Source organism: Brachybacterium sp. JB7 (assembly GCF_003335205.1).
Lineage (GTDB): Bacteria > Actinomycetota > Actinomycetes > Actinomycetales > Dermabacteraceae > Brachybacterium > Brachybacterium alimentarium.
On record NZ_QPGN01000004.1, the window covers coordinates 79,473 to 95,261 of the forward strand.

General features: G+C 68.2%; 13 protein-coding genes. 6 read left to right on the forward strand and 7 right to left on the reverse strand.

Annotation, left to right across the window (positions count from 1 at the left end):
* Positions 1–2: 2 nt before the first annotated feature.
* Together CIK81_RS06915 and CIK81_RS06920 are read left to right on the forward strand one after the other, a co-directional pair.
* On the forward strand, positions 3–917 hold the full coding sequence (locus CIK81_RS06915; protein ID WP_096166282.1) for an ABC transporter ATP-binding protein: 915 nt from the start codon (positions 3–5) through the stop codon (positions 915–917).
* Entirely contained in the window at positions 914–1,621 is a 708-nt protein-coding gene (locus tag CIK81_RS06920) for an ABC transporter permease (protein WP_096166283.1), read from the forward strand. Before CIK81_RS06915 ends, CIK81_RS06920 begins: the two co-directional genes overlap by 4 nt.
* A gap of 593 nt (positions 1,622–2,214) precedes the next feature.
* On the opposite strand, the gene CIK81_RS06930 is transcribed toward CIK81_RS06920, so the two are convergent.
* Genes CIK81_RS06930 through CIK81_RS06945 form a run of 4 tightly spaced genes read right to left on the reverse strand, consistent with a single transcriptional unit; the run spans position 2,215 to position 7,778 of the window.
* Positions 2,215–3,894, reverse strand: a complete 1,680-nt coding sequence (locus CIK81_RS06930; RefSeq protein WP_158541954.1) for a TniQ family protein — start codon at positions 3,892–3,894, stop codon at positions 2,215–2,217.
* 34 nt (positions 3,895–3,928) lie between these two features.
* Complete coding sequence (locus tag CIK81_RS06935) at positions 3,929–5,002, reverse strand: TniB family NTP-binding protein (protein ID WP_096166286.1); 1,074 nt, start codon at positions 5,000–5,002, stop codon at positions 3,929–3,931.
* The gene (locus tag CIK81_RS06940) at positions 4,999–7,053 is read right to left on the reverse strand and encodes a helix-turn-helix domain-containing protein (RefSeq protein ID WP_096166287.1); all 2,055 of its coding nucleotides are present in this window, start codon (positions 7,051–7,053) and stop codon (positions 4,999–5,001) included. Before CIK81_RS06940 ends, CIK81_RS06935 begins: the two co-directional genes overlap by 4 nt.
* Entirely contained in the window at positions 7,050–7,778 is a 729-nt protein-coding gene (locus CIK81_RS06945) for a TnsA-like heteromeric transposase endonuclease subunit (protein WP_096166288.1), read from the reverse strand. Before CIK81_RS06945 ends, CIK81_RS06940 begins: the two co-directional genes overlap by 4 nt.
* Before the next feature lie 306 nt (positions 7,779–8,084).
* Here CIK81_RS06945 and dnaK point away from each other — a divergent pair, with 306 nt between their 5' ends.
* The 4 genes from dnaK (at position 8,085) to CIK81_RS06965 (ending at position 12,336) form a co-directional block, all read left to right on the forward strand.
* Positions 8,085–9,950: a molecular chaperone DnaK gene (gene dnaK / locus CIK81_RS06950; protein WP_096166289.1), complete on the forward strand. Its 1,866-nt coding sequence runs from the start codon at positions 8,085–8,087 to the stop codon at positions 9,948–9,950.
* Complete coding sequence (locus CIK81_RS06955; protein WP_096166290.1) at positions 9,950–10,624, forward strand: nucleotide exchange factor GrpE; 675 nt, start codon at positions 9,950–9,952, stop codon at positions 10,622–10,624. Before dnaK ends, CIK81_RS06955 begins: the two co-directional genes overlap by 1 nt.
* Positions 10,625–10,742: 118 nt before the next feature.
* Positions 10,743–11,756, forward strand: coding sequence for a DnaJ C-terminal domain-containing protein (locus CIK81_RS06960; protein ID WP_096166291.1), 1,014 nt, complete (start codon positions 10,743–10,745; stop codon positions 11,754–11,756).
* Positions 11,757–11,898: 142 nt separating this feature from the next.
* The gene (locus CIK81_RS06965; protein WP_096166292.1) at positions 11,899–12,336 is read left to right on the forward strand and encodes a heat shock protein transcriptional repressor HspR; all 438 of its coding nucleotides are present in this window, start codon (positions 11,899–11,901) and stop codon (positions 12,334–12,336) included.
* Positions 12,337–12,451: 115 nt separating this feature from the next.
* On the opposite strand, the gene CIK81_RS06970 is transcribed toward CIK81_RS06965, so the two are convergent.
* The 3 genes from CIK81_RS06970 to CIK81_RS06980 are packed head-to-tail and all read right to left on the reverse strand — an operon-like array spanning position 12,452 to position 15,725.
* Positions 12,452–13,654, reverse strand: a complete 1,203-nt coding sequence (locus CIK81_RS06970; protein WP_158541955.1) for a glycosyltransferase — start codon at positions 13,652–13,654, stop codon at positions 12,452–12,454.
* 11 nt (positions 13,655–13,665) lie between these two features.
* Positions 13,666–14,442 carry a TVP38/TMEM64 family protein gene (locus CIK81_RS06975; RefSeq protein ID WP_241964052.1) on the reverse strand — a complete coding sequence of 259 codons (777 nt, stop codon included), beginning with the start codon at positions 14,440–14,442 and terminating at the stop codon, positions 13,666–13,668.
* Positions 14,439–15,725, reverse strand: coding sequence for a glycosyltransferase family 4 protein (locus tag CIK81_RS06980; protein WP_241964053.1), 1,287 nt, complete (start codon positions 15,723–15,725; stop codon positions 14,439–14,441). The genes CIK81_RS06975 and CIK81_RS06980 overlap by 4 nt, the downstream gene beginning before the upstream one ends.
* Positions 15,726–15,789: the final 64 nt, after the last annotated feature.

Sequence of the window (15,789 nt, forward strand, 5' to 3'; positions counted from 1 at the left end):
GGATGCCCACCACATCGAATACCGTCGAGGTGCAGAACCTCACCAGCAGATACGGATCCTTCACCGCCGTCGAAGACCTCACCTTCCACGTCCGCGCCGGCGAGCTCTACGCACTGCTGGGCACCAACGGGGCGGGCAAGACCACCACCCTCGAAACCATCGAGGGACATCGCAGCCCGACCGAAGGAGCAATCACAGTGCTCGGCGGCGCACCTACGGATCGCACTGCCGTGCGTCCGCGAGTGGGGATGATGCTCCAGGAATCCGGGTTCGCCGGAGATCTCACCGTAGAGGAGACGGTGAACCTCATCGGCCGGCTCTCCGGTCGCACCGACGACACCGCGCGTCTACTGGAACGGGTCGACCTCGTCCGGAAACGCGACGTCCACGTCGCACAGCTCTCCGGCGGGGAGAGACGGCGGCTCGACTTCGCCACCGCCGTGTACGGGGGGCCAGAGCTGGTGTTCCTCGACGAGCCCACCAACGCGCTCGACCCGACCGCGCGTGACGCGCTCTGGGAGGTCGTGAATGAACTCCGAGCGGGTGGGACGACGATTCTGCTCACCACGCACTACCTCGAAGAAGCAGAAGCCCACGCCGACCGCATCGGCCTCATGCATCAAGGTCGACTCGCGCACGAGGGCAGCCTCAGCGACCTCGTCGCCGCATTCCCCGCACACATCACCTTCGAGACCTCCCTGATCAACGACGACATGCCCATCGCTCCCACCCGCATCCGGGGCGAACAGGTCGTGATCGAAACCAGCGCGCTGCAACATGACCTCTACCGGCTGCTGTCCTGGGCCGACGCCAGCGCAGTCGAACTGCGGAACCTGCGTGCGAACACATCCAGCCTCGCCGACGTGTTCCGCACCCTCTCGACCGAAACCGCCGTCACCTCGAAGGAGCCTGCATGATCGCCATCGCCCGCGCGGAGACCCGGATGCTGATCCGCAACCGGCTCGTCGCTGCCTGCGCCATCCTTGTCCCCGTTGTCTTCGCCATCATCCTCATCGCCACGCAGAACAACTTCGGCGGCAGCAGCATCGTCGCCGCCCTCCAGGTGATCGTGATCGCCGCCCTCGGCGTTTACATCACCGCCACGACAACTCTCGCGGCCCGCAGGCAGAACCTGTTCCTCAAACGCCTCCGCAGCACCACCGTCACCGATACGAGCATCCTCACCGGGCTCCTGCTCCCGATCGTGGTCATCAACATCATCCAGCTCGCTGTCATCCTCGCCGTGCTCGGCATCACCGGCACCGCACCGCAGAACATCCCCATGCTCGTCCTCGGTGTCCTCGCCGTCGAAGCCCTGTTCCTCGGGTTCGCGCTCACCACCTCCGGGCTCACCAACTCGCCCGAGCACGCCCAGGTCACAACCCTCCCGGTATTCTTCCTCACCTTCGCGGCCGCGTTCTGGATCGCGATCACCGGCACCGAAGATCTCGCCCTCATCAAGCGGCTCATCCCCGGAGGAGCCGCCGCCGAACTCATCATCGAATCCTGGAACGGCATCGACACCGGTGCGGCCGTCTCGCTGCTGCTGCCAACCCTCGCCTGGGTAGTAGTCGCCTGCGTCCTCGCCACCCAGCTCTTCAAATGGGAACCCAGACGCTGAACTCATGAACGGGAGTGATGCGCGATCAGGTGTCAGCTGGGGTTAGGCCGCCAGGCTGACGGTCGGATGGGACTGGTGCACGCGCAGGTGACGGTAAGAGCTTGGCCGTCACGTCGAAGCTCGGATTCCAGACTCTCCCGTTCTCGATGGGGCGATTTGCTCCGGTCAGCTCGTCGGCTTCAGTGGGCGTGCGACAGGTCGATCATCGAATCGAGGCATTGAGGTGGTGTCGGGACGTTGTCGGGACCCGCGAGGTGCCAGCGTTCCAGGGTCTGCGCGAAATCGTGGTGGAGGAAAGAATGGCGAGCTCCCGAGGACAAACGTGCATCGCTTCTGAACGTCAAACGTTTGCCACGTGGAGTGGGCCGCAGGAGCAGAGTCTCGGCTTGAACGTCTTGGAGCCACTGCTCTCCATCGATCTCGCGGTACGGGTAGCCGTGCTCCGCAACACGTTCGCTCACCCAGCCCAGGTTCGGGAGGATCCCGAGGTCGGCCGATTGAAGTGCGATTCGTCGGAGGACCTCCAACTCCGACTGTTGCCGGGGCATGGACTGCTCCGGGAGCTTCAGGGAGTGGGATCCCGTGCCTGGTAGTCATGGGGGTCGCCACTCCAATGGTCCTTGATCGGGCTGCGCGGTCAGGTGGTGTAGTTCTTTGGCTGCGCGTTCGATCAGGCTGTCGACCAGTGCGTCATGCGTCCTTGAGGTGGTCCGGGCCTCGAGGGTCGCGTTGGTGCCGTAGTCGGGGTGGTAGCGGGCGTCGCCTCCCGTGTAGGACTGCCAGAGCAGAACCGCCAGTTGATTACGGTCGACCGTGATCCCGGGCGTCGCGTCGATTTCGATGCTCTGCACGGCCTGCTCGATGAGTGTCGGCTCGGCGGCCCAGCGGCGTGCGGAGTAGTCGATCGGTGGAGGGGAGTCGGCGAGTCTGGTCGCGAGGTTCTCGAGTGCTTTCAGGAGTGCCTGCCAGGTGCCGTTGCGGCGCATCCGGGTGACCAGTGCGCTGGGCGTAGTGGCGAACGCGGCGGGTAGTCCCAGGTCGAGGGCGATCAAGGACCAGGCACGTGTGCTTCCGATCTTGGCGAGCAGCATCGCGGCCGCGGCGCGGGCCGGGATGTCGTGGTCCTGGATCCAGGGTGTGAGGGTGCCTGGCCAGAGGACCTGCGGAATCACAGCCAGTGGCACCTGCTCGAGCCAATATTGGACCTGATCGGGCCACCAGGGGATCGGTTCGGGGTAGCGGGGCATGGAGGAAGCGAGGCGGAAGGTCAGTTGCGCCGTCGGTGACAACACGTCCTCCAGAGACCGCAGGCGAATGGCTGCCAGCAGAGGATTGTGCGGCCGGCGCCGGGCTCTCGCGTCGGTCACGATAGGCGTGTGCCGGCCATTGGGATCGAGCAGTCCATGACGGTCCGCGATGTCCGCTGCGGCGTGGGCCGTCGGCTGATCGAGGACCTCGAAGGCCAGCCGCGCCGACGACAATAGGCGATCGCGCCCCGTGGCATCAGGCGCAAGGACCTGCGTGAGGTCCGAGTCCTCGTCGATCAGCTCGAAGATCGCATCCAGATGATCGCGAGCAGTCACGCCGAACCCCGCCACGTCCACAGGTTCCAGAGAATGTGCAGCGGCAGCCTCAGCGGAAGTGTGCAGCCTGTCCAACGTGTCAGCCTCCGGAGCGCCCAGCGGGGAGGTAGGCGTCTGACGAAGGTCGTAGCCGCAGCGGTTCCGGCGTCGTCGGGACGGCGGTTGCTGGCCGGTCAGTTGCGGGCAGATCCAGGGCGGAGTCGCTGCGGTCATCCAGATCGATCTGCTGAACGGCACGGCGCCGCACTCAGGACATCGCACGAGCAGCTGTACTCCATGGGTGGGGCAGGCCGCGGGCGCGCGCCGGCGCCATGACTGGAGCCAAGTTCCTCTGCTCTCGGCCAGGCACTGCGGACAGAACCTGATGGTCGCCGCTGGTAGGCGGCCGATCCGATAGTCCATCGCATACCGCTCGAGCTCGACCTCGAGTGCCTCATGGGGTGAAAGCGCTTCATCGGCGGCGTAGGGCTGGGTGCCGAGAGCTGCTGCGAGGGCGTCGGCATGCCAGCGGAGGTAGGTCTCCAGCCGGGGGACGGATGCGTTGACCTGGGGCAGGCCGAGCGCCGCCAGCGTGACGGCGGATGTCATGCCGTAGCGGTGAGCCACCCGCCACAGCCACGAGACCGGAAGCTCATCCGGCAATGGAGCGACCGTGATCGGCCAGCGGCTGATGTCGTAACCACCGGCCACACCCCGCAGGGGCGGGGTCGCGGACCGGCGCCGGTCAGGCCGGGAGCTCGGCGAGGCGTTGGGCCGCATTGTCCGTCAACGCCGCAGTGATCACCGCGGGGGTGATGGCCTCGACTCCGGTGGTGATCGCGAGAAAGGCGGCGCGGTCGATCAGGTTCATCAACGACGCGATCCGCCCCTGGGTGCGCCGATGCAGCTCCCGCGCCTGGCTGGTCAACATGCCCGGCCCCGCGTCAGCCAGGATCAGGTGCCGCTCCAATGTCACCAGCAGATCCGTCCATGCGCGGGCGCTGTGACCGTCGCCGAAACTGAACGGTGCGACAGGGCACCGCGTGGTGCGCCGACTCGTCTGCGCATAGACCGCAGCCTCACCCAGCAGGCCCTCGTCGAAGAACCGCTTCGCCTCCAAGTTCACACCCACGAACAGGAACGTTGCTGGCAGCACGTTGGCGAGGCCCTTGAGATGGTTGGAGACCTCAAGCCCGTTCCGATGCCGGAAGTCCACGAAGTGCAGATCATCGATGATGATCAGCTTCGTCTCGCACGTGGTCACGCAATCCATGGCCAATGACGTCAGCTGAGTACGAGTTGACCGTGACGCCCCGGGATGACCGTAGAACTCCAGCAGCTGTTGGTTCAGACCCTTCAGCGTCACCCCCGCGTTCAGGGGCACGAACGCCACCGGTAGCCTCTGGCTGCCGTCCGGGGTCTCGGGGGAGTGGCGACGGTACTCGCGGCGGTGGACCTCCCGCGCGAACCGCGTCGCGATCGTGGTCTTGCCCAGACCCGGCTCGGCATCGATCACCGCCGCCCCGCGCAGCTTGTCCCCATCACGACGATTCGAGGCCATCACCTGCTCCAGCACATCGAACGCCCGCGCCAACTGCTGCGTCTTGATCGTCGCCGGATTCGCATTCCACACGCACCGCGCCTCGTTGTAGTCCGCCAGCACGTCCGCGTTCAACGCGCGCATCTCCGCTCGGGTGAGCACCTCGAACCGCGGCCGTGAACCGGCGTTGACGAACGCATCCCAGCCCTGTTTCCGCGAGAGCTGGTACGGCACCGTGTCATACCGGTCCAGCCACTGCGCCCACGGATTTCCGCTCACTCGTCGAACACCTCCAGCCCGTCCGCATCCGGGTGCTGTGCGTAATACCGCGCGAACACGTCGTCGAGGTCGTCGGCCAGCTCCGGTGCGCGGGTCTTGCGGTCGCGGGCGGCCAGTAGATCGATGACTCCAGGCGCTGAGGCTGCCTCGCGCGGCTCGTGCTCGTCACGGAAGGTAGAGACGTCGTGGGCGCGGGTGGCGCTCAGTCGCCGTGCCAACGATTTCTCGCGCCGGGTGGTGACGGCGTCGTGGCTCCAGGCGTCCAGGAGGTCTTGGACGGCCTGTTTCGGGTCCACGTGGCGCTGGGATCGTAGCGCCAGGCGCTTGGTGTACTCCGCTGCTTCTCGAGAAAACGGCTGGTCCAGCGCGGGGGCGTGCTCCCACTCCAGCGGCTCGAACTGCTTCGTGTCGGGGTCCTGGAACCAGACCCGGCGCACATCATGGTGATCGACGAAGATCGGCCACTTGCCTGCATGGGCACCTTGATGCGGCGACTTGTGGTTTCGGTGCAGGTTCAGTGCGGGACCGTCGTAGCGGCGACCGTTGATCTCGACGCCGTAGTGCTGGACCGTGCGCCAGGCGACGTCGAGGAAGGAGAAGGCCAGATCCGCAGAGCTGGGCAGCAGTAGGCCGCCGGACTTGGCCAGGCCGATCTCGAACATCTCCGCGGGCGAGAATTCCGCGCCCGGCACCTCCGGAACACACAGTCCCTGGTGCGTGCTCTGGTGGTGGACCTGGCCGACCCATTCGCGGATAATCTGTTCGAGTTCCGTGACGTAGTAGAACGCCTGGTCCTCGATGTCCTGGCCGCGGTTGTAGACATCGGGGCCCTTGTAGCCGGGCAGATGTTGCAGCAGTCCCTCCCGCAGCGACTTGAAGAACCGCTCGATGGTGGGCTTATCGGTGGGTTTGTACGGGATCGCCGGCTGGATCGTGATGCCCAGCCGGGCACAGGCCGAGGTCACGTGGGAGGAGAGGTAGACCTTCCCGTGGTCGACCACGATCGCCTCGGGTAGGCATGCCGGCAAGCCGCCCACTCGCTCCTGTGAGACCCCGTCAGGTTCCTCCGTGCCGACCAGTACGTTGCGCGGGACCCCATGGAAGGGCCACGCGCCGTCATCGTCGCCGTCCGGCTGCGGAGTCACGCACTGGTAGAGCACGTTCGCCACGTCGGCAGCTGTGGTCGAGACCGGGGTCAGGCGTAGGCCGAGGATGCAACGGGTGAACAGGTCCTGGGCCACGGTGAGCTCGACCGGTACCCACCTCAGCGTCACCGGCTCCATCGCGAATACATCCAGCGGCGTCGTATCCAGCACCACGTATTCGCCCGGCCGCGTTGCCCGCAGCCGCCCGTACGGACCGTGAGGACGAGCAGCGACCGAGCGGCGCTGCTTCGCGCTGCCGAACGCGTGCCGCCCCTTTGAGAGCGCCTTCAGGCGCCGATACGCCGTCGTGTGAGGTGGGCAGACCACCGCGTCTGAGCCGTGCTCATCCTCGACGCGGTGACGGATCCGGTCGAGCACGACGTTCATCGTCGGCGTGGAAGCCCCGGTGTATTCATCGAGCACCGCGAGACAGGCCGCGTCCCATCGCGAATCTACTCCCGCGGAGCGCAGCCCCAGCAGCCGACTGTCGGCCAGGCCCGCGATACCGGCCTCCCGGTAGCTCGTGAGCCAGCGCTGGACGGTGCGTTTGGACACGCCCAGCTCTGTTGCGGCCGCAGCGACCCGGTCAGCGCGGTCCGTGGCCAGCCGGGCGTCCGGGTTCTCGATCGCTTGAAGCGCCGCGGCGCGGCGTTCGAGCTGTGCACGTTGCTGCTGGGTGAGGCTTGAGAGCACGACATTACCGAGCTCCAGGCCGGCATCCTGGTCCGGCTGGACGGTGGATTCTTCGGTGACGACCCGAGCGGAAGCGGCCAGGTGATTGAGCAGGACTCGCCGCCTCGTCGAGCCACTGCTCAAAGTCGCGGTGCGCGCGCTGAGATCAACGATCTGCCACAGCTCGCCCTCGAACCACACCTGGCTCCCCACGTTCATCTCGATCACGCTCATGACGACTCCCGGATCGAGGTGATCGGGGCCCCGAGGCCGAGGGGCACGCTGAGGTCGACGGTCCAATGCCCCATCCACAGCAAGGTCATCACCGCAGCTATCTGCGCCGGGCGGGGACCTTGCCCCAGAGCCGCGCCCAGTGTCACCCCGACCTTGCCCGCTGCCCGGAGTCGGGCAAGGTCGTCAGGGTCGACGTGCCCCGGGCGTCGGCCGATCGCAAGCGTCCGGATGTTCGCCAAGCGGACCGGATCGGCGCCCGACCACACTTGATAGCGCCAGCCGCGCGTCTCGCATACTCGCGCGGTCCAGTCGAAGACGCTGGCCACCTTCGGGCGTCGGGCAAGATCGCCGGGCTTGACGTCGACTACCTCGAGGCTGCGGTCGGCCCGCGTAAGCAAGAGATCCGGGGCATGCCGCCGGATGACTGTCCCATCGCGGCCCCGCAGCCACATGGGCTGTGCCGCGATCCAGGTCACCGTGGGGTCGAAGTCGGCCAGCCACAGCCGATCCAGTTCCAGGTGGCTCTCGTAGGGAACGTGCCCACCGGTGGTCGCCGACCAGAACAATCCGGAGTAGTGCCGCTGCCCCGCGTATGAGCCAACGCGCCGCACCGGCTGGGCGGTACTCAAAGCCGCCGCCACCGCATCGCGGACAGACGTCGTCACCTCGCGACGGTCGTCGGCGACGTAGCGAAGTTCGGTGTCCAGCAAGGTGGACCGCGCCATGGATCCAGAGTGCACCGAGCGACACGTAAGTGGAACGCGCGACACGCGAGTGCCAAATAAGTGGAACAGCGACAGATCAAACGGGAACCTACACTGTGTCCTCGCTCACGACTGGCGGGAGAGGGAATGAACCGAGCCGAACCGAAGTTGAGTCGGGTGTACTCAAGTTCAGTGCTTCTCGGATTGACAACGATCGCGATGGGTTCTCTACTTGAGTCCGTACAGCTCAAGTCTTGCCGTCGGCCGCCAGAGGTCGGCAGTGCATGAACTCGTTGCGGCGCAACCGTCGCAGAAAGGCAGGCACCCATGTCCCGTGTCGTCGGAATCGACCTCGGTACCACCAACTCCGCCGTCGCCGTCCTCGAAGGCGGCCAGCCCACGGTCATCGCCAACGCCGAGGGCTCCCGCACCACCCCGTCGGTCGTGGCCTTCTCCAAGCAGGGCGAGGTCCTCGTCGGCGAGGTCGCCAAGCGCCAGGCCGTCACCAACGTCGACCGCACCATCGCCTCCGTGAAGCGCCACATGGGCACTGAGTGGAGCCAGGAGATCGACGAGAAGAAGTACACCGCGCAGGAGATCTCCGCCCGCACCCTCGGCAAGCTCAAGAAGGACGCCGAGTCCTACCTGGGCGAGGCCGTGACGGACGCGGTCATCACCGTTCCCGCCTACTTCTCGGACTCCGAGCGTCAGGCCACGAAGGACGCCGGCACCATCGCGGGCCTCAACGTCCTGCGCATCATCAACGAGCCCACCGCGGCGGCCCTGGCCTACGGCCTCGAGAAGGGCAAGGACGACGAGCAGATCCTCGTCTTCGACCTCGGCGGCGGCACCTTCGACGTCTCCCTGCTCGAGGTGAGCAAGGACGACGAGGGCTCCACGATCCAGGTCCAGTCCACCGCGGGCGACAACCGCCTCGGCGGCGACGACTGGGACCAGAAGATCGTCGACTGGCTGATCTCCCAGGTGAAGAACAAGGAGGGCGTGGACCTGTCCAAGGACCGCATCGCTCTCCAGCGCCTCAAGGAGGCCGCTGAGCAGGCGAAGAAGGAGCTGAGCTCCTCGACCTCCACCTCGATCTCGCTGCAGTACCTGTCGATGACCGAGAACGGCCCCCTGCACCTGGACGAGAAGCTCACCCGTGCCCAGTTCGAGGACATGACCTCGGATCTGCTCGAGCGCACCAAGGCTCCGTTCCACCAGGTCATCAAGGATGCGGGCGTCTCCGTCTCCGACATCGACCATGTGATCCTCGTGGGCGGCTCGACTCGCATGCCCGCGGTCACCGAGGTCGTGAAGTCGCTGACCGGTGGCAAGGAGCCCAACAAGAGCGTCAACCCCGATGAGGTCGTCGCCGTGGGTGCTGCGCTGCAGGCCGCCGTCATCAAGGGGGAGCGCAAGGACGTCCTGCTCATGGACGTCACCCCGCTCTCCCTCGGCATCGAGACCAAGGGCGGCGTGATGACCAAGCTTATCGAGCGCAACGCGGCCATCCCGACCAAGACCTCCGAGGTGTTCTCCACCGCTGAGGACAACCAGCCCTCCGTGGCGATCCAGGTGTTCCAGGGCGAGCGTCAGTTCACCCGGGACAACAAGATGCTCGGCACCTTCGAGCTGACCGGCATCGCCCCGGCTCCCCGCGGCATCCCGCAGGTCGAGGTCACCTTCGACATCGACTCCAACGGCATCGTGCACGTGACCGCGAAGGACCGCGGCACCGGCAACGAGCAGTCCATCCAGATCACCGGCGGCTCCGCCCTGTCTGACGAGGACATCGACCGCATGGTGAAGGACGCCGAGGCCCACGCCGCCGAGGACGAGGAGCGTCGCAAGAACGCCGACGCCCGCAACACCCTCGAGCAGCTCGTCTACCAGGGCGAGAAGCTGCTCAAGGACAACGCGGAGAAGGTCTCGGACGCGGACAAGACCAAGGCCGAGGACGCCATCAAGGAGTCCAAGGACGAGCTGGCCAAGGAGGATGCCTCGACCGAGGACCTCGAGGCCAAGCGCGACACCCTGAACGAGGCCCTGCAGGCCGTGGGCACCGCGATCTACTCGCAGGCCGAGGAGGGTGCCGAGGGCGCCTCCGAGGGCGAGACGGGCGAGGGCTCGTCGTCGGACGATGACGACGTGGTCGACGCCGAGATCGTGGACGAGGACGAGGAGACCAAGTGATGACCGAGGACCAGAGCACTCCTGACGACGCACAGCGCCCCGATGGCGAGCCGAGGTTCTCCTTCACCGACAAGCGCAAGGTGAACCCGGAGGACGGCAGCGTCCGTCCCTCCGGGGGCACCCCGGCTCCTGAGGGTCAGGGCTCCTCCGAGCCCGTCGACCCGATCGACGCCGAGGCCGCGAAGCTCTATGAGCAGGCGGAGCAGGGCGAGGCCGGGTCCGCACCGGCCGACGCCGGTCGCGTCGCCGAGCTGGAGGGCAAGGTCACCGAGCTCTCCGAGCAGCTCAAGCGCGAGCAGGCGGAGTACGTCAACTCGCGTCGGCGCATCGAGGCTGCGGCCGAGGTGAGCAAGGAGGCGGCCGTGGGCCGCGTCCTGAGCGCACTGATCCCGGTCCTGGACGACGTGGAGCTGGGCCGCCAGCACGGCGACATCGCCGAGGGCACCCCGTTCCACTCGATCTCCCAGAAGCTCGAGGAGATCCTCGGCTCGCACGGGCTGCAGCGCTTCGGCGCCGTCGGCGAGGAGTTCGATCCGAACCTCCACGAGGCCCTCATGCACGAGGACGCCGAGGATGTCGACACGGCGACGATCTCGCTGGTCATCCAGCCTGGATACACGATGAACGACCGGGTGCTGCGCCCGGCCCGGGTGGGAACCCGCGGCCCGGCCTGACCCGATCGGGCTCACCCCTGACGGCGGGGCCTGCCAGCCGGAGACCGGCCGGCAGGCCCCGCCCGTCCCCTAGACACTCAGAAGAAGAAGACCCTGCCGCTCCCGGAAGGAGACGCACATGTCCCAGCAGGACTGGCTCGACAAGGACTTCTACGCGGTCCTCGGCGTCTCGAAGGACGCGAGCGCGCAGGAGATCAAGAAGGCCTACCGCACGAAGGCCCGCAAGTACCATCCCGACCACCACCCCGACGATGCCCAGGCCGAGGAGCGGTTCAAGGAGATCGGCGAGGCGTACTCGGTGCTCAACGACGACGAGCAGCGCCAGCAGTACGACGCGATCCGTGCGATGGGCTCCGGCGGGGCGCGCTTCTCCGCGGGCCAGGGCGGCGGCGCCGGCGGCGCGGGCTTCGAGGACATCTTCTCCTCGATGTTCGGCGGCCAGGGCGGCGGCTTCCCCGGCGGCGGTCGTGCGGCCCCCGGCGGCGGCGCGAACCCCGACCTCGATGACATCATGCGGATGTTCGGCGGCCAGGGCGGCGGCTTCGGCGGCGGGCCGGCCGGCTTCCAGGGCGGCGGCGCCCCCGCGAAGGGGCAGGACGTCTCCGCCCGTACCCGCATCAGCTTCCGCGACGCGGCCCTCGGCACCGAGGTGCGCCTGAACGTGGACGGCAAGAACGTGACCACCCGCATCCCCGCCGGCGTGCACGACGGGCAGAAGATTCGTCTGCGCGGCAAGGGACGCCCCGGGCCGGGCTCCGCCCCCGCCGGCGACCTGCTGCTGAGCCTCGACGTCGAGGAGCACCCCGTGTGGAGCAGCGACGGCGCGAACCTGCGCCTGACCGTCCCGGTCTCCTTCGACGAAGCGGTGCTGGGCACCACGCTCACCGTGCCGCTGCTCGACGGCGGCACCGTCGGCGTGAAGGTGGCTCCCGGAACGCCCGGCGGCCGCACCCTGCGGGTGCGCGGCAAGGGCATCGCGACGAAGAAGAAGACCGGGGACCTCCTGGTCACTGTGCAGATCGCCGTCCCCACGCATGTCGAGGGCGCCGCCCGCAAGGCGGTCGAGGACCTCCGTGAGGCGCTGACCGACGAGGACCCGCGCGCCGGCCTCCGCGAGGCTGCCGCGCGCTGAGCAACCGGTGACCGTCCCTCTCCTCGGGACGGTCACCACCGCACCCGTCCCACCCCACGGCCGGGGGCCACCTGGCACAGTGGGAGCAGCAGGAGAAGCGCCACCGATCGTGCTTCTCCGCCGTCCCGGAAGGGGCATTCCCTTGGCAGCCCGGCACCGCATCGACGAGCGCGCGCCCGTCTACGTGATCTCCGTCGCCGCGGAGCTGTCCGGGATGCACCCGCAGACCCTGCGCCAGTACGACCGCATCGGGCTGGTCACTCCTCGCCGCACGCGCGGGCGGGGCAGGCGCTACAGCGTCGTGGACGTCGCCAGGCTCCGGGAGATCCAGCAGCTCTCGCAGGAGGAGGGCATCAATCTCGCCGGCATCAAGCGCATCCTCGAGCTGCAGGACGAGGTCAGGGCCTTGAACGGGCAGCTCGACGGGGTTCGGGAGACCCTCGATTCGCTCAGCCCCGCCCAGCGCCGCGTGTTCTCCGCCGACCGTGACGGGCAGATCAGCGCGCTGCGTCGTGGCGAGCGCCCTCAGCGTCGGGGCGGGGGAGCGCTCGTGCTGTGGGATCCGCAGCGCAGGCGCTGATCTGAACTGCCTCCTCTGCTCGGTCGTCCCAGCCCGTCCGACGGGCCTCCGACGGGCTCGGTCCATATGACGCCTGTCCGACGGGCGCCCGGCGGGCGCGGACCGTCCGGTCGCCTCAGTCCGCCTGCGGTGCCGGAGCGAGGACGCCGGTGGCCCGGTAGATCTCCTGCAGCTGCTGGGCGACCTGCGACAGATCCACGCCCTCGGCCGCGCGGCGCCCGGCCGCGGTGAGATCCTCGAGCTCGCCGTCCAGCAGGGCGCTCAGCCGAGCGGCGGCGTCTGCGGCGAAACCGGGCCCGTCCCCGGCGACCTGATGGGTGAGCACCCCGTCCGGCATCCGGTCGCGGTACAGCGGGATCGCCCGCACCAGGGCAGGGGTGCCGCATGCCAGAGCCTCCCACAGCACGATGCCCTCGGTCTCCTCCTTGGTGAGGAAGCAGAAGGCGTCGGCCCCGCAGTAGGCCTCCCGCAGCTGCACGGGTGTGATGTACCCGGGGAAGAGGGCGTTCGGGGGCGCCGAGCCGAGGGCGCGCCGCACGTCGGCGGTCAGCAGGCGCTCATCGGTGCGCCCGTACCAGACGAAGGTCACCTCGGGCAGGGCACGCGCCACCTCCACCCAGTCCAGGATCCCCTTGCGGACCAGCTGCATGCCCACGCTGAGCACGACCTTCGCGCCCGGTTCCAGCCCGAGGGATGTGCGCAGCCGGGCCCGTGCTCCCGGGTCGGGCTGGAAGAACGTGGTGTCCACACCGTTGGAGAGCACATGGATCGGCGCGGTGATCCCGTACTTCGGCGCCGAGACCAGGTCGCGGGAGTACTCGCTGGGCGTGACCACCGCGTCGCCGCGCCGGTACAGGAAGGCGATCCAACGGCGGAACGTCGGGGCGAGCGTGTTCGATCCGGGGAACGAATCCCGGAAGTCGTCCTCGGTGGAATGCGCCCATACCAGCACCGGCCGTCGCCGCAGTCGCGCCCAGGCGGCGAACAGCGGAGTGTCGGGGAAGGGGGTGTTCAGGTGCACGATGTCGAAGCGTCGCAGGGGATTGGTGACTACTTCGTGGCCGAGCGAGCGCACCACCTCCTCCTGATGGCGGATGGCGGCGCCGATGCCCGACTGCGTGGCGAGGCGGGCGAGGCCGCGGGGCAGGAGCACCCGCAGCTGCTGCTCCGCGTGATCACTGTCCTCTGCGATTCCCGCGGTCTTCTGGCCGGAGGCCCGATGGCCCGTGCGCACACGGCGAGCGAGCTGCTCGATCCGGCGCTGCAGCCGGGCACCGGGACCGTGCGGGCGGGCCACGGCGCGATTCTTCATGAGCATGGGGTCTCCGTTCACCAGGGCAGGTAGCGCAGGACGAGGGCACTGATGCCGAGTCCGTACGCGATCAGCGCCCACGGCTTGCACAGCAGGATGATCAGGACATAGGTGCGCCAGCGCATGCGCGTGGTGCCGGCGATGTAGCAGAGCAGATCGTCCGGAGCGACGGGCAGGGTGATCGCGAGGGCGAAGGCTCTCGTGAAGTGGGCGCTGCGGGTCCAGCCCAGGAATTTCTCGACCGTTCGCTCGGAGAAGATCCGCTCGATGAGTGAAAGCCCCACGTGCCGGGCGATGAGGAAGTTCAGCAGTGACCCGGCGCACACGGCGACGTAGTTGTAGACGGTGCCCTCCAGGGCGCCGAACAGCACCGGCCCGGCGATCACCAGGAGACCTGCGGGGACGATCGGGAACACGACCGAGGCGGTCGAGGCGAGCAGGAAGACCACCGGCCCCCACGCTCCGAGCGAGCCGATGAACGCCTGCAGGTTCTCCAGCGACTGCAGCACTCCCGTCTGCAGCCCCCACACCACGAGGGTCGCGCTGATCGCGAGGCCCAGCAACGGGGAGAGCCGGGCGGCCAGCCGCACCGGATCCCGGCGGGAGGGCACGCCGTCGGCCGGAGCAGCCGCGCTCGTCGCGGGGGCGCTGCCGACTGACAGAACGGGATCGGCCGACGACGGCGCGGTGTGCGCTCCAGCTGGTCCGTGAGCGAGGGCAGCGCCGCGCGTGAGACGTGGAGCGCGCTCGAGGGGCCGCGCGATCACCGGCACGGAGCCGGTGGCGGTGCTCATGCCGCCACGGCCTGGCGGGTGATGATCTGCGGACCGCTGCGCTGCAGGGTCGACCCGTAGACGTCGAGCACGGCGCGCCCGAACTCGCTGGCACCGCAGGTCGCCACCGCGTGGGAGACGGCCGCGGCGGACATCTCCGCCTGCAGCGACGGATCCTCCAGCAGCGTCTCCAGACGGGCGGCGAACTCCTCGGCGCCCTCGATCTGCCAGCCGGTGCGCCCCTCGAGCACGACGCTCGCGATGGACGGGTCCCGGTAGCACAGCAGCGGCAGGCCGCAGGCAAGGGCCTCGATGAAGGTGAGCCCCTGGGTCTCGCTGCGCGAGGCGCTGACGAACACGTCGCCCATGCGATACCAGCGCTGCACCTCGGCGGGATCGACCACGCCTGTGAAGAGGACCCTGTCGGTGATGCCGAGAGAGGCGGCGCGCTTCTCGAGCTCTTCCCGGTACGGACCGTCTCCGACGAGCACGAGCACGGTGTCCTCGCGTCCGGCGGCGGCGACCATGTCGAGCACCTCGTCGAGGTTCTTCTCCTTGGCCAGGCGGCACACGGAGATCAGCACCTTCTGCTCAGCAGTGATGCCGAGCCCGTCGCGGAGCGCGACGGCGTCCTGCCGCTCGGCCTCGGTACGGGCGGGGCGGAACCGCTGCAGATCGAGCCCGGTGGGCACGACGTGGACGGGCTCGGTCACGCCGTAGCCGTCCAGCAGGGTCGCGACCTTCGCGGTCGGTGCGATGACGGCGTCAGCTCCCGAGAGCACCCGGCGGCTGAAGGTGGAGACCATCTTGCGGCCGACGGTGCGGCTGGGGGAGTAGTAGTGCGTGTAGTCCTCGTAGATGGTGTGGTACGTGTGCACCAGCGGGACTCCGAGGGTGCGGGCGATGCGCCTGGCCCACACGTGGGTGGAGAACTCGCACTGCGAATGGACGACGTCGGGCTGCCAGCGCACGATGTCGCGCAGGACCCGGCGGCTGCCCGGCATGCCGATCCGGGCCCGGTCGTAGAACAGGGCAGCGGAGACGGAACCCATGCGGTACACGCCGGGTTCGCTGCGGGAGCGGATGCCCTGGGACAGGGTGAGCACGCGGACGTCGCAGCCCAGGGCGATCAGCTCCCGGCGCAGGGTCGCGACCGAGGCGACCACTCCGTTGACGACCGGCTCCCACCAATCGGTGGTCAGCAGCACGCGGAGCGGGCGGTGACCACGAGGGGACGAGCCGGAGGTCGCGGGCGGCCATTGGGCGGCGGTCCGTGGGGAAGGGAGCATGCTGAGCGCGTTCACCCCTGAAGGCTCGCAGCTGCGAAGATCGACGGCGTCCTCCGAGCGGATGAACGACGTCAGACTC